The organism is Enterobacter cloacae complex sp. P17RS (assembly GCF_014895885.1).
Classification (GTDB): Bacteria; Pseudomonadota; Gammaproteobacteria; order Enterobacterales; family Enterobacteriaceae; genus Enterobacter; species Enterobacter bugandensis.
In genome coordinates, this window is the sequence record NZ_JADBQK010000015.1 from 392 (window position 1) to 20,806 (window position 20,415).

Sequence of the window (20,415 nt, forward strand, 5' to 3'; positions counted from 1 at the left end):
GCCAAGCGGTAAGGCACCGGATTCTGATTCCGGCATTCCGAGGTTCGAATCCTCGTACCCCAGCCAATTTAAAAGTCGTTAAGCAGTCTGTTTAACGCAATTGGGGTGTCGCCAAGCGGTAAGGCTCTGGTTTCTGATACCAGCATTCCGGGGTTCGAATCCCTGCACCCCAGCCACTTAAAACAAACAAGCCCGCTCTGCGGGCTTTTTTGTTTTTGTTGCTCAGAATAGTGCGGCCTGATGCCCTCACCCTACCCCTCTCCCACGGGAGAGGGAATTAAGATTAGAGTCCGAGGGCGTATTTCAGCGCCTGACGCTTCAGCCCACCGGCACGCTCTGCCGCCATTAAGCCAATGTTACGCAGAATGCGCACCGGGGCCAGGTCATTGCTGAAACCGGCATAGAACAGATCCATCCCTGACTGCATGATGAAGTTATCCGCCATACGGCGCGTCTGGTAGCGCTTCAGTACCTGATGGCTGGCCCAGGCTTCCGCGTGAGCGCGTGCGTTGCCCAGCACGTCCAGTAACGCATCGACGTCACGGTATCCAAGATTGACTCCCTGCCCCGCCAGCGGGTGGATAGTGTGTGCCGCATCGCCCACCAGCGCCAGCCCTTCTCGGGCATACTGTAAAGCATGACGGCGCGTGAGCGGGAATGCACCTGCGGTGACTGGCGTCACGTTGCCAAGGCGGCTCGGGAAGTGAAGCAGGATCTCGCGCTGCAGCTGCTCCATCGACAGCCCCTGCAGCTGGCGAATGCGCGCCGGTTTGTCGTACCACACCAGCGAAGCCCAGTTATCAAACAGCGGCAAGAATGCATGCGGGCCGTTCGGCGTAAAGTGCTGCCAGGTGCTTTCGCCCGGCGCATTCTCACACTGAACGGTGATTAACATGCAGGATTGCTGATATTGCCAGGCATGAACCCCAATACCCGCCATCTCCCTGACCTGCGAGTTAGCGCCATCGGCCCCGACGACCAGCTTCACGGCCAGTTCATCGCCGCTGTCGAGCGTCAGCAAATAGCCGCTTTCATGAGGATGCAGTGCCTTAAGTGACGCAGGCATACGCAGCGTCACCTTCGGATGTGCCTCCAGCGCCTGCCAGAGCGCCAGCTGGAGCACGTTGTTTTCCACCATATAGCCCAGGCGCGGCAGCTTCAGCTCGGCGGCGTCAAACGACACATGGGCATTTTCCCACTCCCAGGTTTCAAGGCGGCTGTAAGGGTGCGCGCGCATCGCCTGCACCGCCTCCCAGACGCCCAGGCCGCGCAGCAGATCTACGGACGCCGCGCTGATGGCGGAAATGCGCACGTCCGGTTTGCTGGCGGGATCGAATGCCGGGGGAGCCGCCTGTTCAATAATGGTTACATCAAATCCCTGCTGCGCCAGCCCCAGCGCCAGCGCGCCGCCGACCATACCGCCGCCGACAACGGCAACTTCGGTGTGTTGGAGTGTCATGGTCAATTTTCCTTATTGGAGAATCCCTTAAGTTTACCGGATTTTTGCGGTCCTGAGACACACAACCTTCATACTGGTCACAACCCCACCAAAGCATTACAATACGCGGCTTGCAATCCTGAGCTGAGCAAGTCGATGACTAAAAAACTCCATATAAAAACCTGGGGCTGTCAGATGAACGAATACGATTCATCCAAGATGGCCGATCTGCTGGATACCACCCACGGATACCAGCTGACTGAAAATGCGAAAGAAGCCGATGTGCTGCTGCTGAACACCTGTTCAATTCGTGAAAAAGCACAGGAAAAAGTCTTTCATGTGTTAGGCCGCTGGAAGCTTCTTAAACGGAAAAATCCGGACCTGATCATTGGCGTCGGTGGCTGCGTCGCCTCGCAGGAAGGTAAGCTGATCCGCCAGAGAGCCCCGTATGTGGATATCGTCTTTGGTCCTCAGACCCTGCACCGCCTGCCGGAGATGATCAATCAGGTTCGCGGTAACCGTAGCCCGGTCGTTGACGTCAGCTTCCCGGAGATCGAGAAATTTGACCGTCTGCCAGAGCCGCGCGCCGATGGCCCGACCGCCTTCGTCTCGATCATGGAAGGCTGCAACAAATACTGTACCTACTGCGTGGTGCCTTACACCCGCGGTGAAGAGGTCAGCCGCCCGGCGGACGACATTCTGTTTGAAATTGCCCAGCTTGCCGCGCAGGGCGTTCGCGAAGTGAACCTGCTGGGCCAGAACGTTAACGCCTGGCGCGGCGAGAACTACGACGGCACCACCGGCAGCTTTGCCGAACTGCTGCGCCTGGTAGCCGCGATTGACGGCATTGACCGTATTCGCTTTACCACCAGCCATCCGATGGAGTTTACCGACGACATCATTGACGTGTATCGCGATACGCCAGAGCTGGTGAGCTTCCTGCACCTGCCGATTCAGTGCGGCTCTGACCGCGTGCTGAACCTGATGGGCCGCCCGCATACGGTGCTGGAGTACAAATCCACCATCCGCAAGCTGCGCGAAGCGCGCCCGGATATCCAGATTAGCTCTGACTTTATCGTCGGCTTCCCAGGCGAAACCGCTGATGACTTCGAGCGCACCATGAAGCTCATCGGTGAAGTGAACTTTGACGTCAGCTACAGCTTCATCTTCTCAGCGCGTCCTGGCACGCCTGCGGCCGACATGGTTGACGACGTGCCGGAAGAAGAGAAAAAGCAGCGTCTGTATATTCTTCAGGAACGCATCAACCAGCAGGCCAACGCCTGGAGCCGCCGTATGCTCGGCACCGTCCAGCGCATTCTGGTGGAAGGTACTTCCCGCAAGAGCATCATGGAGCTGTCCGGTCGTACCGAGAACAACCGCGTGGTGAACTTCGAAGGCACCCCGGACATGATCGGTAAGTTTGTGGACGTCGAAATTGTCGAAGTGCTGACCAACTCGCTGCGCGCGAAGGTGGTACGCACCGAGGACGAAATGGGCCTGCGTATTGCCGAGTCACCGGAATCCGTAATTTCTCGTACCCGCAAAGAAAACGATTCTGGCGTTGGGATTTACCAGCCTTGATCCTTCAGGCCTGCCTCTTCGGCAGGCCTTGTATTTCCTCTCATCACCCCCAATATCTACCGCAACGCTTGCGCCTTTATTCTGTGGCGTGAATAATTTCGGTAATGACCGTTCTATTGCGCCGTGTGGCAGCGGGTCAGTTAACCATTTAAAGAGGAACAGTTTGAACATAGATACGCGTGAAATTAGCCTTGAGCCCGCAGACAACGCTCGCCTGCTGAGCCTGTGCGGGCCGTTTGATGACAACATCAAACAACTGGAGCGACGTCTGGGTATCGAAATCAATCGTCGCGATAACCATTTCAAACTCACCGGACGCCCTATCTGCGTCAACGCGGCAGCAGATATTCTACGCAGCCTGTATGTCGATACCGCCCCGATGCGCGGCGAAATTCAGGATATCGAGCCGGAACAGATCCACCTCGCCATTAAAGAGGCGCGCGTGCTTGAGCAGAGCGCGGAAAGCGTGCCGGACTACGGCAAGGCGATCAATATCAAGACCAAGCGTGGCGTCATCAAGCCGCGTACGCCGAACCAGGCGCAGTACATCGCCAACATTCTTGACCATGACATCACCTTCGGCGTGGGTCCCGCGGGTACAGGTAAAACCTATCTGGCGGTTGCCGCTGCGGTGGATGCGCTGGAGCGTCAGGAGATCCGTCGTATCCTGCTGACCCGTCCTGCCGTTGAAGCGGGTGAAAAACTCGGCTTCCTGCCGGGCGATTTGAGTCAGAAAGTGGACCCCTATTTGCGCCCGCTGTACGACGCGCTGTTTGAAATGCTCGGCTTCGAGAAAGTGGAGAAGCTGATCGAACGTAACGTGATCGAAGTGGCCCCGCTCGCCTACATGCGCGGCCGCACGCTCAACGACGCGTTCATCATTCTCGATGAAAGCCAGAACACCACCATCGAACAGATGAAAATGTTCCTGACGCGTATCGGCTTCAACTCGAAAGCGGTGATCACCGGTGACGTCACCCAGATCGACCTGCCGCGCAGCACTAAATCAGGCCTGCGCCACGCCATTGAGGTGCTGTCAGAGGTAGACGAAATTAGCTTTAACTTCTTCCACAGTGAAGACGTCGTTCGCCACCCGGTGGTCGCGCGCATCGTTAACGCCTATGAAGCCTGGGAAGAGGCGGATCAAAAACGCAGGGCCGAACAGGCCGCGGAACGTAAGCGCGAAGCGCAGGAGCAAGAACAGAAATGAGTCAGGTGATCCTCGATTTACAGCTGGCATGTGAAGACAATTCCGGCATGCCAGAAGAGGCACAGTTTCAGAAATGGCTGGATGCGGTAATCCCCCAGTTTCAGGAAGAATCAGAAGTCACGATTCGCCTGGTGGATGAAGCGGAAAGCCATGAGCTTAACCTGACCTACCGCGGGAAAGATAAGCCAACCAACGTGCTCTCTTTCCCGTTCGAAGCGCCGCCGGGTATTGAGATGCCGCTGCTGGGCGATCTGATCATCTGCCGTCAGGTGGTTGAGCAGGAAGCCAAAGAGCAGCAGAAACCGCTGGAAGCCCACTGGGCGCATATGGTGGTACACGGCAGCCTGCACCTGCTGGGCTACGACCACATTGAAGATGACGAAGCGGAAGAGATGGAGTCCCTTGAGACAGAGATAATGCTTGCTCTGGGCTATGAGGATCCGTACATTGCCGAGAAAGAATAGTCAGTTACTGACTACCATGCCGCCGCGCAGGGACATAGCGCGGCGGTTAACATTGAACTAACAAGAGAACCCTTAACAAACGCCATGAGCGACGACAATTCACACAGTAGCGACACGACAACCAGTAAAAAGGGATTTTTCTCCCTCATTCTGAACCAGCTTTTCCACGGCGAGCCGAAAAACCGTGATGAACTGCTGGAGCTGATTCGTGATTCCGGGCAGAACGACCTTATCGACGAAGATACGCGCGAAATGCTCGAAGGGGTCATGGACATTGCCGACCAGCGCGTCCGCGACATCATGATCCCCCGCTCGCAGATGATCACCCTGAAACGTAACCAGACGCTGGACGAGTGCCTTGATGTGATCATCGAATCCGCCCACTCGCGTTTCCCGGTCATCAGCGAAGATAAAGATCACATCGAAGGGATTTTGATGGCCAAAGATCTGCTGCCGTTTATGCGCAGCGATGCCGAAGCCTTCAGCATGGAAAAAGTGTTACGCCAGGCCGTGGTCGTGCCGGAAAGTAAACGTGTGGATCGAATGCTGAAAGAGTTTCGCTCTCAGCGTTACCACATGGCGATTGTTATTGATGAATTCGGCGGTGTCTCAGGTCTTGTCACGATCGAAGATATTCTTGAGCTGATCGTGGGCGAAATCGAAGACGAGTACGACGAAGAAGAAGATATCGACTTCCGTCAGCTTAGCCGCCACACCTGGACCGTGCGCGCGCTGGCCTCGATTGAAGATTTCAACGACGCCTTCGGTACCCACTTCAGCGATGAAGAGGTCGATACCATTGGCGGGCTGGTGATGCAGGCCTTTGGCCATCTTCCGGCGCGCGGTGAGACCGTTGACATCGACGGTTACCAGTTCAAAGTGGCAATGGCCGACAGCCGACGTATTATACAGGTTCACGTCAGAACGCCGGACGATTCACCGGTGCCAAAACTGGAAGATTAATGTAAATGGCATTTGCCCCATTGCTTGAACGCCAGCGCGTCCGTTTGCTGCTGGCGCTGTTACTCGGAGCCAGCGGTACGCTGGCTTTTTCTCCTTACGATATCTGGCCCGCGGCCATTCTCTCCCTGATGGGGCTTCAGGGGTTAACCCTGAATCGTCGTCCGATACAGGCCGCTGCGATCGGCTACTTCTGGGGGCTGGGGCTATTTGGCTCCGGCATTAACTGGGTCTACGTCAGCATCGCACAGTTTGGCGGGATGCCGGGGCCGGTTAACGTCTTCCTGGTCGTCCTGCTCGCCGCCTATCTCTCGCTCTATACCGGTCTGTTCGCCGGAATTCTCTCTCGCCTGTGGCCTAAAACCACCTGGCTGCGTGTCGCCATTGCCGCGCCGGTGGTCTGGCAGATTACCGAGTTCCTCCGCGGCTGGGTGCTGACCGGCTTCCCGTGGCTGCAGTTCGGCTACAGCCAGATTGACGGCCCGCTGAAAGGTCTGGCACCGGTAATGGGCGTTGAAGCCATTAACTTCCTGCTGATGGTGGTAAGCGGCCTGCTGGTACTGGCGCTGGTCACGCGCGGCTGGAAGCCGCTGGCTGTAGCGCTGGTGCTGTTCGCCCTGCCCTTCCCGCTGCGCTATATCCAGTGGTTCACGCCCGAGCCCGAGCGCGCCATGCAGGTTTCCATGGTGCAGGGGAATATCCCGCAGTCCATGAAGTGGGACGAAAAAGAGTTGCTGAACACGCTGAAGATCTACGCCAACGCCACCGAAGAGGTGATGGGCAAATCGCAGCTGATTATCTGGCCAGAATCCGCTATTCCCGATCTGGAAATTAACCAGCAGCCGTTCCTCAACATGATGAACGATCTGCTGGTGGCGCGCGGCAGCACCCTGATTACCGGCATTGTTGATGCGCGTCTGAATCAGCAGAACCGCTACGACACCTACAACACCATTATTACGCTCGGCAAAGACAGCGAATACAGCTACCACTCCACCGACCGGTACAACAAGAACCACCTCGTGCCGTTCGGTGAATTTGTGCCGCTGGAGTCTATTTTGCGTCCGCTGGCACCGTTCTTTGACCTGCCGATGTCCTCCTTCAGCCGCGGTCCGTACGTTCAGCCCCAGCTCCACGCGCACGGTCTGGCCCTGACGGCCGCCATCTGCTACGAAATCATCCTCGGCGAGCAGGTGCGCGATAACTTCCGCCCGGACACCGACTATCTGCTGACCATCTCCAACGATGCGTGGTTCGGTAAATCAATCGGCCCGTGGCAGCACTTCCAGATGGCGCGCATGCGTTCTCTGGAGCTGGCGCGTCCACTGCTGCGTAGCACCAATAACGGCATCACCGCCGTGATTGGCCCGCAGGGCGAAATCCAGGCCATGATCCCGCAGTTCACCCGTGAAGTGCTGACAACCAAAGTCACGCCAACCACGGGCCTGACGCCGTACGCCCGCACCGGCAACTGGCCGCTGTGGATCCTGACCGCGCTGTTCGGCTTTGGCGCCGTGCTGATGAGCCTGCGTCAGCGTCATAAATAATCTTGCCTTCTGATGCCGGGTGGCGGCTGCGCCTTACCCGGCAATTTCCTCCCAATCTTCAATTCTGGCACGCCTGTTGCTTTATTTATTCACGTAAACGCTGTCTGGCTTAACGTGCAACCTTGTCGCACCAGTGTAGATCGTCGCTAGCACCGAAACGGTGCAACGGGAGATTATTGCCTCTGAATGGTGCGGCGCGCTTCGCAAAAATAAACAATAACGCAGCAAAATCTTTACATTAAGCCAGACTAAATGTTAACAAGCTTGCATAACACTGCCCTCGCATTGCGCGAGATATAACAACATCACAATGGGTATCTATGCGTCACTGGCGCTGATAAGAAAGGAGTTGGGTATGCAATTACGTAAACTGGCCACAGCAATGCTGGTTATGGGAATGTCCGCAGGCGTGGTTCACGCTGAAGACGCTCCGGCAGCAGGTAGCACTCTCGACAAGATTGCCAAAAACGGCGTCATCGTGGTCGGCCACCGTGAATCTTCCGTCCCGTTCTCTTACTACGACAACACGCAAAAAGTCGTGGGCTATTCACAGGATTACTCCAACGCTATCGTTGAAGCTGTGAAGAAAAAGCTGAACAAACCTGACCTGCAGGTGAAGCTGATCCCAATCACTTCACAGAACCGTATTCCACTGCTGCAAAACGGCACCTTTGACTTCGAGTGTGGTTCCACCACCAACAACCTCGAGCGTCAAAAACAGGCGGCCTTCTCTGACACCATCTTTGTCGTGGGCACCCGTCTGCTGACCAAGAAGGGCGGCGCGATCAAAGATTTTGCGGACCTGAAAGGCAAGGCGGTCGTTGTGACCTCCGGTACCACTTCTGAAGTCCTGCTGCACAAGCTGAACGACGAGAAGAAAATGGATATGCGCATCATCAGCGCGAAAGACCATGGCGACTCCTTCCGTACGCTGGAAAGCGGTCGTGCCGTCGCGTTTATGATGGATGACGCCCTGCTGGCGGGCGAACGTGCGAAGGCGAAGAAACCAGACAACTGGGATATCGTCGGTACCGCGCAGTCCAAAGAAGCCTACGGCTGCATGCTGCGTAAAGACGATCCGCAGTTCAAAAAGCTGATCGATGACACTATCGCCCAGGTGCAGACCTCCGGCGAAGCGGAAAAATGGTTCGACAAGTGGTTTAAGAACCCGATTCCACCAAAAAATCTCAATATGAACTTTGAACTGTCTGACGACATGAAAGCGCTGTTCAAATCTCCAAATGACAAGGCTCTTAACTAATTAGAACAACAGGGGCGGGATCTCCTGCCCTCTCGATTGTCGGGAAGCATGGACAGACATATACGCTGATTGGTCGTTCCCCACTCAGCGCGAAAAAAGAGCTTCTCACCAATCTTCGAGGGTAGCGCTGCTACCCTCTTTTTTCTGGAGTTTATTATGTCAATAGACTGGAACTGGGGCATCTTCCTGCAACAAGCCCCGTTCGGCAACACCACCTATCTTGGCTGGCTGTGGAGCGGCTTTCAGGTTACCGTGGCATTATCGATAACGGCGTGGATCATCGCGTTTCTTGTCGGTTCGCTGTTCGGTATTCTGCGCACCGTCCCTAACCGTTTTCTTTCAACAATTGGCACCCTGTATGTGGAACTGTTCCGTAACGTTCCGCTCATCGTGCAGTTCTTTACCTGGTATCTGGTCATCCCGGAACTGCTGCCGGAAAATATTGGCATGTGGTTCAAGTCGGAGCTGGATCCGAACGTGCAGTTCTTTGTCTCCTCCATGATGTGTCTGGGGCTGTTTACCGCTGCGCGCGTTTGCGAGCAGGTGCGTGCCGCCATTCAGTCATTGCCACGCGGACAAAAAAATGCGGGCCTGGCGATGGGCCTGACCCTGCCACAAACCTACCGCTACGTGCTGCTGCCTAACGCCTACCGCGTTATCGTTCCACCGATGACCTCTGAGATGATGAACCTGGTGAAAAACTCGGCCATCGCCTCAACCATCGGCCTGGTGGATATGGCTGCACAGGCGGGCAAGCTGCTGGATTACTCCGCTCACGCGTGGGAATCCTTCACCGCGATCACGCTCGCGTATGTTCTGATTAACGCTTTCATCATGCTGGTGATGAACCTGGTTGAACGCAAAGTACGCCTGCCGGGCAATCTGGGAGGCAAATAATGTACGAATTTGACTGGAGTTCTATCGTTCCATCCATGCCTTACCTGCTCGATGGCCTGGTGATTACCCTAAAGATCACCGCGATCGCTATCGTCGTGGGTATCGTCTGGGGCACCCTGCTGGCCGTCATGCGCCTGTCGAGCTTTAAGCCGCTCGCCTGGTTTGCGACTGCCTACGTTAACGTCTTCCGCTCCATCCCGCTGGTGATGGTGCTGCTGTGGTTTTACCTGATTGTTCCAGGCTTCTTACAGAATGTGCTGGGACTGTCGCCGAAAACCGACATCCGCCTGATCTCTGCGATGGTGGCGTTCTCGATGTTTGAGGCCGCTTACTATTCAGAGATTATCCGTGCGGGTATCCAGAGTATCTCCCGTGGGCAGTCCAGCGCCGCGCTGGCGCTGGGAATGACGCACTGGCAGTCCATGCAGCTCATCATTCTGCCTCAGGCGTTTCGCGCGATGGTTCCGCTCCTGCTGACCCAGGGTATCGTGCTGTTCCAGGATACCTCTCTGGTTTACGTTCTGAGTCTGGCGGACTTCTTCCGTACCGCGTCGACCATAGGTGAACGTGATGGTACGCAGGTCGAGATGGTGCTCTTCGCGGGTGCGGTCTATTTTGTGATTAGTTTAAGCGCGTCGCTGTTGGTCAGCTGGCTGAAGAAAAGGACGGTATAATGATTTCCCTGAAAAATGTTTCTAAATGGTATGGGCACTTTCAGGTGCTGACCGACTGCTCCACCGAAGTCAAAAAAGGCGATGTGGTGGTGGTGTGCGGGCCGTCCGGTTCCGGTAAGTCTACGCTGATCAAAACGGTTAATGGTCTGGAGCCTGTGCAGCAGGGAGAAATTGTTGTTAACGGCACGAAAGTGAACGACAAGAAAACCAACCTGGCCCAGCTTCGCTCTCACGTCGGCATGGTGTTCCAGCATTTTGAGCTGTTCCCTCATCTGTCCATTATTGAGAACCTGACGCTAGCTCAGGTCAAAGTGCTCAAGCGTGATAAAAAAGCGTCGCGCGAAAAGGGGCTCAAGCTTCTGGAGCGCGTGGGGCTTTCTGCACATGCCGATAAGTTTCCGGCACAGCTTTCCGGCGGCCAGCAGCAGCGTGTGGCGATTGCGCGCGCGCTGTGCATGGATCCGGTGGCGATGCTGTTCGATGAGCCCACGTCAGCACTCGATCCTGAAATGATCAACGAAGTGCTGGACGTGATGGTCGAGCTGGCGCACGAAGGGATGACCATGATGGTGGTGACGCACGAAATGGGCTTCGCCCGTAAAGTGGCCAACCGCGTGATCTTCATGGACGAAGGGAAAATTGTCGAAGACTCACCGAAAGAAGAGTTCTTCGCCAACCCGAAATCCGAACGCGCCAAAGATTTCCTCGCGAAAATCCTGCACTAATCTTCTCGGTGCGCAATCTGCGGATTGCGCACTGCTTCACGCTTTAGATCTCTTTTTCTATTCGGCGTCACATCGCAGCGTTAACCTTGTCACAAAATAATGCTAAGAATGGAGAACGCTATGGCACACCCTATAATTCTCGACTGCGATCCGGGTCATGATGACGCGATCGCGCTCGTCCTCGCGCTTGCCTCCCCTGAACTGGACGTGAAAGCGGTCACCTCGTCCGCCGGAAATCAGACGCCGGACAAAACCCTGCGCAACGTTTTACGAATGCTGACGCTGCTGAAACGCACCGATATTCCTGTCGCAGGCGGCGCCGTTAAGCCGCTGATGCGCGAGCTGATCATTGCCGACAACGTTCATGGTGAAAGCGGGCTGGATGGCCCGGCGCTGCCGGAGCCAGGTTTCACACCGCAAGACTGCACCGCCGTCGAGCTAATGGCGAAGGTGCTGCGTGAAAGCGCAGAGCCCGTGACGCTGGTGGCTACCGGCCCGCAGACCAACGTTGCGCTTCTGCTGAACAGCCATCCTGAACTGCACAGCAACATCGCCCGTATCGTCATCATGGGCGGATCAATGGGGCTGGGGAACTGGACGCCTGCGGCCGAATTCAACATCTTTGTTGATCCTGAAGCTGCGGAGATCGTCTTCCAGTCGGGCCTGCCGATTGTGATGGCGGGGCTGGACGTGACGCATCGGGCACAGATTATGGCGGACGATATTGAGCGCTTCCGCGCCGTGGGCAACCCGGTTGCGACAACCGTAGCCGAGCTGCTCGACTTCTTTATGGAGTATCACAAAGCCGAGAAATGGGGCTTTCACGGCGCGCCGCTGCATGACCCGTGCACCATCGCCTGGCTGCTGAAGCCTGAAATGTTTACTACGGTGGACAGATGGGTTGGCGTGGAGACGCAGGGGAAATATACCCAGGGGATGACGGTGGTGGATTACTATTCGCTGACGGGGAATAAACCGAATACGACGCTGATGGTGGATATCGACCGGGAGGCGTTTGTGGATTTGCTGGCGGAAAGACTTGCTTACTATTGTGCGGCCTGATGCCCTCACCCTGGCCCTCTCCCGGTGGGAGAGGGAACTAAACTGCGCTTTTACTTATGGCTCAAACGGGCGACGCTGGAACTGATCGTGCCCGCACTTCGGGCACAGCGGCAACACATCCGGCGTATATACCGCAATATGGTGATGGCACTTCTCGCACACCAGATTCCCCAGCCCCACCACTTCACCGCTCTGGTACACGCCGTGATGATTTAAATCCTGGAACACCTCGCGCCACTCCAGCTGGGTTTTATCGGTAATATCCGCCAGCTCCTGCCACAGGCTCTCTTTGATCACCCGCATAAAGACGCTGTCGGCGATCTCATCCTGGCTCTCTTCGTAGCTGCGCGCGAACTCTTCCAGATCGCGGCGTACGGCGCGCGTCACCTCTTCCACTTCGGTTCGCGTTAACTCACCCGTTTGCGTCACCCGTTCACGCGCCTGTTCGACCAGCGCATCAATATCGCGCTCGCCGTTACGAAGCCGTTCCGTCAGTGTCGCCACCAGTTCGCGGTAAAATTGAGCAACCTTGTTCATCATTTTGCCTCCCGGGTAAGTAACTATTTCTAATAATAGACCTTATTTCGCCGCCGCTTTGTCAGGTGAAGCACAGACCCGGTAAATTCCTGCAAAGTGCAATTGCGCGAAAGGCTGTTTTGACGCGGGCGTTTGGGCTATGCTATGCGGATCTGAATTACCACATCCATTGGCTACATTTTTGTAGCTGTATTGAACACAGGACCACTGGCTGCCATGCAAGAGCAATACCGCCCGGAAGAGATAGAATCAAAAGTCCAGCAACACTGGGACGAGAAGCGCACCTTTGAAGTAACCGAAGACGAGAGCAAAGAGAAGTATTACTGCCTGTCGATGCTTCCCTATCCTTCTGGTCGACTACACATGGGCCACGTGCGTAACTACACCATCGGTGATGTGATCGCCCGTTACCAGCGCATGCTGGGCAAAAACGTTCTGCAGCCAATCGGCTGGGATGCGTTCGGCCTGCCTGCAGAAGGCGCAGCGGTAAAAAACAATACCGCTCCGGCACCGTGGACGTACGACAACATCGCGTACATGAAAAACCAGCTCAAAATGCTGGGCTTCGGCTATGACTGGAGCCGCGAGCTGGCGACCTGTACCCCGGAATACTACCGCTGGGAGCAGAAGTTCTTCACCGAGCTGTACAAAAAAGGCCTGGTGTACAAGAAGACCTCTGCCGTTAACTGGTGCCCGAATGACCAGACCGTTCTGGCGAACGAGCAGGTTATCGACGGCTGCTGCTGGCGCTGCGACACCAAAGTTGAGCGTAAAGAGATCCCGCAGTGGTTTATCAAAATCACCGCTTACGCTGACGAACTGCTGAACGATCTGGATACGCTGGATCACTGGCCTGACACCGTTAAGACCATGCAGCGCAACTGGATCGGCCGTTCTGAAGGCGTGGAAATTACCTTCAACGTTGAGAACTACGACCAGACCCTGACCGTCTACACCACCCGTCCGGACACCTTCATGGGTGCGACCTATCTGGCCGTGGCCGCAGGTCACCCGCTGGCGCAGAAAGCGGCAGAGAACAACCCGGAACTGGCGACCTTCATCGACGAATGCCGCAACACGAAAGTGGCCGAAGCCGACATGGCGACGATGGAGAAAAAAGGCGTTGCGACGGGCTTCTATGCTAAGCACCCGCTGACGGGCGAAGCGATCCCGGTCTGGGCAGCAAACTTCGTTCTGATGGAGTACGGTACAGGTGCAGTCATGGCCGTTCCGGGTCACGATCAGCGTGACTACGAGTTTGCCACCAAATACAACCTGCCGATTAAAGCCGTTATTCTGGCCGCCGATGGTTCTGAACCTGACCTGTCCGAGCAGGCGTTGACTGAAAAAGGCACCCTGTTTAACTCCGGTGAGTTCAGCGGCCTCAGCTTCGAAGAGGGCTTCAACGCCATCGCCGATAAGCTGGCCTCACTGGGCGTGGGCGAGCGTAAAGTGAACTTCCGTCTGCGCGACTGGGGCGTGTCCCGTCAGCGTTACTGGGGTGCGCCAATTCCAATGGTGACCCTGGAAGACGGCACCGTCATGCCAACGCCTGAAGATCAGCTGCCCGTGATCCTGCCGGAAGACGTGGTTATGGACGGCATCACCAGCCCGATCAAAGCCGATCCTGAGTGGGCCAAAACCACCGTCAACGGCCAGCCTGCGCTGCGTGAAACCGACACCTTCGATACCTTTATGGAGTCCTCCTGGTACTACGCGCGCTACACCTGCCCGCAGTACAAAGAAGGCATGCTGGATTCTGACGCCGCCAACTACTGGCTGCCGGTAGATATCTATATTGGTGGTATCGAACACGCCATCATGCACCTGCTCTACTTCCGCTTTTTCCATAAGCTGATGCGCGATGCCGGCATGGTGAACTCTGACGAGCCCGCTAAACAGCTGCTGTGCCAGGGTATGGTGCTGGCAGACGCCTTCTACTACGTTGGCGCGAATGGAGAGCGTAACTGGGTTTCTCCGGTTGATGCGATCGTTGAGCGCGACGAGAAAGGCCGTATCGTGAAGGCGACAGACGCTGAAGGCCATGAACTGGTTTATACCGGCATGAGCAAGATGTCCAAGTCTAAAAACAACGGCATCGACCCGCAGGTGATGGTTGAGCGTTACGGCGCGGACACCGTACGTCTGTTCATGATGTTTGCTTCTCCGGCTGATATGACCCTTGAGTGGCAGGAATCGGGCGTAGAAGGCGCGAACCGCTTCCTGAAACGCGTCTGGAAGCTGGTGTACGAACATACCGCACAGGGTCATGCTCCGGCACTGAACGCCGCTGCGCTGAGCGAAGATCAGCAGGCGCTGCGTCGTGATGTTCATAAAACGATCGCGAAAGTGACCGATGATATTGGCCGTCGTCAGACCTTCAATACCGCAATTGCGGCTATTATGGAACTGATGAACAAGCTGGCGAAAGCCCCGCAGGACGGCGAGCAGGATCGTGCCATCATGCGTGAAGCGCTGCTGGCCGTGGTTCGCATGCTTAACCCGTTCACGCCACACGTCAGCTTCACCCTGTGGCAGGAGCTGAAAGGCGAAGGCGATATCGACAACGCGCCGTGGCCGGTGGCTGACGAAGCAGCGATGGTGGAAAACACCACGCTGGTGGTGGTCCAGGTCAACGGCAAAGTCCGTGGTAAAATTACCGTGGCGGTCGATGCAACTGAAGATCAGGTTCGCGAGCGCGCGGGCCAGGAACCTCTGGTTGCGAAATATCTTGAGGGCGTTACCTTACGTAAAGCGATCTACGTACCGGGTAAACTGCTCAATCTGGTCGTTGGCTAAGCGCGGGAGGAAACGTGCGACAACTGGCAACAATACTCTTATCTCTGGCGGTGCTTGTCACCGCTGGCTGTGGCTGGCACCTGCGCAATACCACGGCGGTGCCTGCTGAGATGAAAACAATGATCTTTGATTCCGGGGATCCAAACGGACCGCTCAGCCGGGCCATTCGTAATCAGCTGCGCCTGAACGGCGTTGAGCTTATTGAGAAAGGTACGCTGCGCCAGGATGTACCGTCTCTGCGCGTACTGGGAATGACGCTGGGCCAGGATACGGCGTCCATCTTCCAGGACGGCCGCACGGCTGAATATCAGATGGTGCTGTCGGTCAACGCGGCTGTACTGATCCCGGGTAAAGACATCTATCCGATCAGCGCAAAAGTGTATCGTTCGTTCTTTGATAACCCGCAAACCGCGCTGGCAAAAGATGCCGAACAGCAGATTATCATCAACGAAATGTACGACAAGGCGGCGGAACAGCTGATCCGCAAACTGCCGGGTATTGCAGCGTCTAACCGAGAAGGCTCTGACATTATTGAAAAACCGGATGCCAGTACGCCTCCTGTTTCTACCTCTCTGGGTAAATGATGATCAGGCTGTATCCTGAACAACTCCGCGCGCAGCTCAATGAAGGGCTGCGCGCGGCGTATCTGCTGCTCGGAAACGACCCGTTACTACTTCAGGAAAGCCTGGATGCCGTGCGGCATGCGGCCGCGGCTCAGGGCTTTGATGAACACCATACCGTTCAGGTGGATAACGCCACCGACTGGAACGCCCTCTTCTCACTCTGTCAGGCGATGAGCCTTTTTGCGTCGCGCCAGACAATCCAGATCCTGCTGCCGGAGAACGGCCCTAACGCGGCCATCAATGAGCAACTCGCCACGCTGGTCAGCCTGTTACACAGCGATCTGCTGTTGATTGTGCGCGGCAGCAAGCTCACCAAAGCGCAGGAAAACGCGGCATGGTTCACCCAGCTCGCGACCCACGCGGTGCTGGTCACCTGCCAGACGCCTGAGCAGGCGCACCTGCCTAAATGGGTCGCCGCGAGAGCGAAGCAGCACAACCTTCAACTGGACGATGCGGCGAACCAACTGCTCTGCTACTGCTATGAAGGCAACCTGCTGGCACTGGCACAGGCGCTGGACAGGCTCTCCCTGCTCTGGCCGGACGGCAAGCTGACTTTACCGCGCGTTGAGCAGGCGGTTAACGATGCCGCACACTTCACGCCGTTCCACTGGGTGGATGCTCTGTTGTCGGCGAAAAGCAAACGCGCCCTGCATATTCTCCAGCAGCTGCGCCTGGAGGGCAGTGAACCCGTCATTCTGCTGCGCACGCTGCAGCGCGAGCTGTTGCTGCTGATAACGCTCAAGCGCCAGTCGGCCCATACGCCGTTACGCTCCCTGTTTGATAAACACCGGGTGTGGCAAAACCGGCGGGCAATGACCACCGAGGCCATCAACCGCCTGAGCCATGAACAGCTGCGCCAGGCGGTGCAGCTTCTGATGCGCGCCGAGCTCACCCTAAAACAAGATTACGGCCAGTCGGTGTGGGCGGAGCTGGAAAGCCTTTCCTTGCTGCTCTGCCACAAGGCGCTGGCTGACGTATTTATTGATGGATAGTATGCACTCTTTACAGGCCCTGTATGGCGGCACCTTTGACCCGGTACACTACGGGCATCTGAAGCCGGTAGAAATTCTGGCAAATCTGATCGGCCTGCAGCGCGTTACCATCATGCCCAATAATGTTCCGCCGCACCGCCCCCAGCCTGAAGCAACCAGCGAGCAGCGCAAAGAGATGCTCGCTCTGGCTATCGCGGATAAGCCGCTCTTCAGGCTGGATGAACGGGAATTGCGTCGCGACACCCCCTCGTGGACGTCGCAAACGCTGCAGGAGTGGCGGGCCGAGCAAGGGCCTGACCAGCCGCTCGCCTTTATCATCGGTCAGGACTCCCTGCTCAACTTCCCCACGTGGCACAAGTATGAAACCATTCTGGGGAACAGCCACCTGCTCGTCTGCCGCCGTCCGGGCTACCCGCTGACCATGCGCGAAGCGCAATATCAGCAGTGGCTTGAAGACCATCTCACCGATAACGTTGAAGATCTTCACAACCAGCCCGCCGGGAAGATTTATCTGGCGGAGACGCCGTGGTTCGACATCTCTGCGACCGTTATTCGCGAACGTTTACAGCAGGGTTTAGCCTGTGACGATCTGCTGCCTGCCCCGGTGCTGGCGTATATTCATACGCACGGGTTGTATCAGAAAACCGCAGATAAATAGCCGGAGGGCATAAAAAGCAGCATATTGATTATCCTGCCTTGACAGGTTAAGCCATACTGTTATCCTCCGCTGCCAGACTTTCCCGCCGATCGTTGCTTTACAGAAATTGTTTTACAAAAATGGCGATGCAATCTCAGGCGGAGGGTGGGATGATACCCGCCTTCAAAAGCCCGGACGGTGACATTTGTCCCGACAGGGGCGTCAGTTCAGGTATACTGTCTGGCCACGAATTCATAGTTGTACAATCTCATTCACCCAGGGGGAAAACTTGCAGGGTAAAGCACTCCAGGATTTTGTTATCGACAAAATTGATGACCTGAAAGGTCAGGACATCATCGCTATCGACGTTAAGGGTAAATCCAGTATTACCGACTGCATGATTATCTGCACCGGTACCTCTACGCGTCATGTTGTTTCGATTGCCGACCATGTGGTTCAGGAATCGCGCGCAGCAGGACTCTTACCGCTTGGTGTTGAAGGTGAAGCGACCGCTGACTGGGTGGTTGTTGACCTCGGCGATGTGATTGTCCACGTCATGCAGGAAGAGAGCCGTCGCCTGTATGAGCTGGAAAAACTCTGGGGTTAATGCGTGAAGTTGCAGCTGGTCGCCGTCGGCACCAAAATGCCGGACTGGGTACAAACCGGTTTTACTGAATATCTGCGTCGTTTTCCCAAAGATATGCCGTTCGAACTGGTGGAGATCCCCGCCGGTAAGCGCGGTAAGAACGCGGATATCAAACGTATTCTCGACAAAGAGGGTGAACTGATGCTTGCTGCCGCAGGCAAGAACCGCATCGTCACCCTTGATATTCCAGGTAAACCCTGGGATACGCCGCAGCTGGCGCATGAACTGGAGCGCTGGAAGCAGGATGGCCGCGACGTCAGTCTGTTGATTGGCGGACCTGAAGGGTTATCCCCCGCCTGCAAAGCGGCAGCAGAACAAAGTTGGTCTCTCTCTGCGCTGACGCTGCCCCACCCGCTCGTGCGGGTCCTGGTGGCGGAAAGCTTGTATCGCGCGTGGAGCATTACTACCAACCACCCCTATCACCGCGAGTAATGACTGACCAGGGTAGATTAAGCAGCGGATGAAACTACAGAATTCTTTTCGCGACTATACGGCTGAGTCCGCGCTGTTTGTGCGCCGGGCGCTGGTCGCCTTTACGGGGATTTTGCTGCTTACCGGCGTGCTGATCGCCAACCTTTATAATCTGCAAATTGTCCGCTTTACCGATTACCAGACGCGTTCTAACGAAAACCGTATCAAGCTGGTGCCTATCGCCCCCAGCCGCGGCATTATCTACGACCGTAACGGCACCCCTCTGGCGTTAAACCGCACCATCTATCAAGTCGAGATGATGCCGGAGAAGGTCGATAACGTGCAGAATACGCTGGAAGCGCTAAGGAGCGTTGTCGATCTTAACGATGATGATATCGCGGCCTTCAAAAAAGAGCGCGCCCGCTCTCACCGTTTCACCTCCATTCCGGTTAAAACCAATCTGACGGAAGTCCAGGTCGCACGTTTTGCGGTGAACCAGTACCGCTTCCCCGGTGTGGAAGTGAAGGGTTACAAGCGTCGCTACTATCCTTACGGATCCGCGCTGACGCATGTGATTGGCTACGTTTCCAAGATTAACGATAAAGACGTCGAGCGCCTCGATAAAGACGGCAAGCTGGCGAACTACGCCGCGACGCACGATATCGGCAAGCTGGGGATTGAACGCTACTACGAAGATGTCCTGCACGGGCAGACCGGCTATGAAGAAGTTGAGGTCAACAACCGTGGTCGCGTCATTCGCCAGCTTAAGGAAGTGCCGCCTCAGGCGGGGCACGACGTCTATCTGACGCTCGATCTCAAACTGCAGCAGTATATTGAAACCCTGCTGGCGGGCAGCCGCGCCGCCGTGGTGGTCACCGACCCGCGCACCGGCGGCATTCTGGCGATGGTTTCTATGCCAAGCTATGACCCGAACCTCTTTGTTGACGGCATCTCCAGCAAAGACTATTCCGGCCTGCTGAATGACCCTAACACCCCGCTGGTGAACCGCGCCACGCAAGGCGTTTACCCGCCGGCATCAACGGTTAAACCGTACGTGGCGGTCTCAGCGCTGAGCGCGGGCGTCATCAACCGCAATACCAGCCTGTTTGACCCGGGCTGGTGGCAGCTACCGGGCTCTGAAAAACGCTATCGCGACTGGAAGAAATGGGGCCACGGCCATCTGAACGTTACGAAATCTCTGGAAGAATCTGCGGATACCTTCTTCTATCAGGTGGCGTATGACATGGGCATTGACCGCCTGTCTGAGTGGATGAGCAAATTCGGCTACGGACATTACACCGGCGTGGATCTGGCTGAAGAGCGCTCCGGCAACATGCCAACCCGTGAGTGGAAGCTGAAGCGCTTTAAGAAGCCGTGGTATCAGGGTGATACCATACCGGTGGGTATCGGCCAGGGTTACTGGACGGCCACCCCGCTTCAGATGAACAAAGCGATGATGATACTCATTAACGACGGCGTGGTGAAAGTTCCGCATCTGCTGCAAAGCACCGTTGAAGATGGCAAAAAAGTGCCGTGGGTGCAGCCCCATGAAGCGCCGGTAGGCGACATCCATTCCGGCTTCTGGGAAATAGCGAAAGACGGTATGTACGGTGTGGCAAACCGTCCAAACGGAACCGCGCACAAGTATTTCGCCGGTACGCCATATAAAGTGGCCGCGAAATCCGGTACGGCGCAGGTCTTTGGTCTGAAAGCCAATGAAACCTATAACGCACACCGCATTGCCGAACGTCTGCGTGACCATAAGCTGATGACGGCGTTTGCCCCTTATGATAACCCGCAGGTGGCGGTGGCAATGATTCTGGAGAACGGCGGCGCTGGCCCGGCGGTAGGGACCATCATGCGCCAGATCCTGGACCACATTATGCTGGGTGATAACAACACCGAACTCCCGGCTGAAAATCCGGCCGCCGCTGCGGCGGAGGACCAATAA

19 protein-coding genes and 1 tRNA gene are annotated in these 20,415 nt (G+C 56.2%); 18 read left to right on the forward strand and 2 right to left on the reverse strand.

The features are described from left to right. Positions 1-101 precede the first annotated feature (101 nt). Positions 102-176: transfer RNA gene (locus IM265_RS12620), tRNA-Gln, on the forward strand. A gap of 107 nt (positions 177-283) precedes the next feature. Here the strand turns inward: IM265_RS12620 and ubiF are convergent. Beyond that, positions 284-1,459, reverse strand: coding sequence for a 3-demethoxyubiquinol 3-hydroxylase (gene ubiF / locus IM265_RS12625; protein ID WP_069733581.1), 1,176 nt, complete (start codon positions 1,457-1,459; stop codon positions 284-286). A gap of 135 nt (positions 1,460-1,594) precedes the next feature. Here ubiF and miaB point away from each other — a divergent pair, with 135 nt between their 5' ends. The 10 genes from miaB to rihA all read left to right on the forward strand — a co-directional run bounded on the left by miaB (position 1,595) and on the right by rihA (position 11,819). Next, on the forward strand, positions 1,595-3,019 hold the full coding sequence (gene miaB, locus IM265_RS12630) for a tRNA (N6-isopentenyl adenosine(37)-C2)-methylthiotransferase MiaB (protein ID WP_028012350.1): 1,425 nt from the start codon (positions 1,595-1,597) through the stop codon (positions 3,017-3,019). A gap of 163 nt (positions 3,020-3,182) precedes the next feature. Continuing rightward, positions 3,183-4,229: a PhoH family protein gene (locus tag IM265_RS12635; RefSeq protein WP_028012349.1), complete on the forward strand. Its 1,047-nt coding sequence runs from the start codon at positions 3,183-3,185 to the stop codon at positions 4,227-4,229. After that, entirely contained in the window at positions 4,226-4,693 is a 468-nt protein-coding gene (gene ybeY / locus IM265_RS12640; protein WP_003858677.1) for an rRNA maturation RNase YbeY, read from the forward strand. The genes IM265_RS12635 and ybeY overlap by 4 nt, the downstream gene beginning before the upstream one ends. Before the next feature lie 84 nt (positions 4,694-4,777). Further along, positions 4,778-5,656, forward strand: coding sequence for a CNNM family magnesium/cobalt transport protein CorC (gene corC / locus IM265_RS12645; protein ID WP_021242574.1), 879 nt, complete (start codon positions 4,778-4,780; stop codon positions 5,654-5,656). Positions 5,657-5,661: 5 nt separating this feature from the next. Continuing rightward, positions 5,662-7,200, forward strand: coding sequence for an apolipoprotein N-acyltransferase (gene lnt, locus IM265_RS12650; protein WP_193031748.1), 1,539 nt, complete (start codon positions 5,662-5,664; stop codon positions 7,198-7,200). 355 nt (positions 7,201-7,555) lie between these two features. Beyond that, positions 7,556-8,461: an amino acid ABC transporter substrate-binding protein gene (locus tag IM265_RS12655; RefSeq protein ID WP_014831086.1), complete on the forward strand. Its 906-nt coding sequence runs from the start codon at positions 7,556-7,558 to the stop codon at positions 8,459-8,461. A gap of 156 nt (positions 8,462-8,617) precedes the next feature. Beyond that, a complete protein-coding gene (locus IM265_RS12660; protein ID WP_028012347.1) occupies positions 8,618-9,358 on the forward strand; it encodes an amino acid ABC transporter permease in 741 nt (246 codons plus the stop codon). Further along, on the forward strand, positions 9,358-10,032 hold the full coding sequence (gltK, locus tag IM265_RS12665) for a glutamate/aspartate ABC transporter permease GltK (RefSeq protein WP_028012346.1): 675 nt from the start codon (positions 9,358-9,360) through the stop codon (positions 10,030-10,032). The genes IM265_RS12660 and gltK overlap by 1 nt, the downstream gene beginning before the upstream one ends. Beyond that, entirely contained in the window at positions 10,032-10,757 is a 726-nt protein-coding gene (locus tag IM265_RS12670) for an amino acid ABC transporter ATP-binding protein (protein WP_014883001.1), read from the forward strand. Before gltK ends, IM265_RS12670 begins: the two co-directional genes overlap by 1 nt. 120 nt (positions 10,758-10,877) lie before the next feature. Next, positions 10,878-11,819 (forward strand): pyrimidine-specific ribonucleoside hydrolase RihA, encoded by a 942-nt coding sequence (rihA, locus tag IM265_RS12675; RefSeq protein WP_048956854.1) that lies wholly within the window; start codon positions 10,878-10,880, stop codon positions 11,817-11,819. Positions 11,820-11,873: 54 nt separating this feature from the next. On the opposite strand, the gene IM265_RS12680 is transcribed toward rihA, so the two are convergent. Further along, complete coding sequence (locus IM265_RS12680) at positions 11,874-12,356, reverse strand: zinc ribbon-containing protein (RefSeq protein WP_028012343.1); 483 nt, start codon at positions 12,354-12,356, stop codon at positions 11,874-11,876. 216 nt (positions 12,357-12,572) lie between these two features. On the opposite strand from IM265_RS12680, the gene leuS reads away from it, so the two are divergent. The 7 genes from leuS (at position 12,573) to mrdA (ending at position 20,415) form a co-directional block, all read left to right on the forward strand. Further along, complete coding sequence (gene leuS, locus IM265_RS12685) at positions 12,573-15,155, forward strand: leucine--tRNA ligase (RefSeq protein ID WP_193031750.1); 2,583 nt, start codon at positions 12,573-12,575, stop codon at positions 15,153-15,155. A gap of 14 nt (positions 15,156-15,169) precedes the next feature. Then, positions 15,170-15,739, forward strand: a complete 570-nt coding sequence (gene lptE / locus IM265_RS12690; protein WP_045630867.1) for an LPS assembly lipoprotein LptE — start codon at positions 15,170-15,172, stop codon at positions 15,737-15,739. After that, positions 15,739-16,770: a DNA polymerase III subunit delta gene (holA, locus tag IM265_RS12695; RefSeq protein ID WP_028012340.1), complete on the forward strand. Its 1,032-nt coding sequence runs from the start codon at positions 15,739-15,741 to the stop codon at positions 16,768-16,770. The genes lptE and holA overlap by 1 nt, the downstream gene beginning before the upstream one ends. Then, positions 16,763-17,428, forward strand: a complete 666-nt coding sequence (gene nadD / locus IM265_RS12700; RefSeq protein WP_028012339.1) for a nicotinate-nucleotide adenylyltransferase — start codon at positions 16,763-16,765, stop codon at positions 17,426-17,428. The genes holA and nadD overlap by 8 nt, the downstream gene beginning before the upstream one ends. A 268-nt stretch (positions 17,429-17,696) precedes the next feature. Next, on the forward strand, positions 17,697-18,014 hold the full coding sequence (rsfS, locus tag IM265_RS12705) for a ribosome silencing factor (RefSeq protein WP_003858696.1): 318 nt from the start codon (positions 17,697-17,699) through the stop codon (positions 18,012-18,014). Positions 18,015-18,017: 3 nt separating this feature from the next. Continuing rightward, the gene (gene rlmH, locus IM265_RS12710) at positions 18,018-18,485 is read left to right on the forward strand and encodes a 23S rRNA (pseudouridine(1915)-N(3))-methyltransferase RlmH (protein WP_003858701.1); all 468 of its coding nucleotides are present in this window, start codon (positions 18,018-18,020) and stop codon (positions 18,483-18,485) included. A 28-nt stretch (positions 18,486-18,513) separates the two neighbouring features. After that, positions 18,514-20,415 carry a peptidoglycan DD-transpeptidase MrdA gene (mrdA, locus tag IM265_RS12715; protein ID WP_028012338.1) on the forward strand — a complete coding sequence of 634 codons (1,902 nt, stop codon included), beginning with the start codon at positions 18,514-18,516 and terminating at the stop codon, positions 20,413-20,415.